The sequence below is a fragment of the Aquitalea pelogenes genome (genome assembly GCF_001515305.1).
Lineage (GTDB): Bacteria > Pseudomonadota > Gammaproteobacteria > Burkholderiales > Chromobacteriaceae > Aquitalea > Aquitalea pelogenes.
Genome location: NZ_LNQV01000157.1, coordinates 1 through 217, shown reverse-complemented (window position 1 = coordinate 217; position 217 = coordinate 1). Strand labels below are relative to the sequence as shown.

The window sequence follows — 217 nt, the reverse complement described above, 5'->3', positions numbered from 1 at the left end:
CCCAGCAACGCCGCATCACCTGGAATGCCAACAACTGGTCCGCCCAGGCCAGTACCGACCAAACCGGCAGCCGCTATCCACCCAGGGCGACCTCACCCTGCAGGCCGGGCGCAACCTTCCCAGCAACGCCGCATCACCTGGAATGCCAACAACTGGTCCGCCCAGGCCAGTACCGACCAAACCGGCAGCCGCTATCCACCCAGGGCGACCTCACCCT

1 protein-coding gene is annotated in these 217 nt (G+C 66.4%); it reads left to right on the top strand.

All coding sequences use genetic code 11. The annotated features are described in order from the left end of the window. Positions 1 to 217: hypothetical protein (locus AWT75_RS22420; RefSeq protein ID WP_204377139.1), on the top strand; the 217-nt coding region annotated here is incomplete at both ends.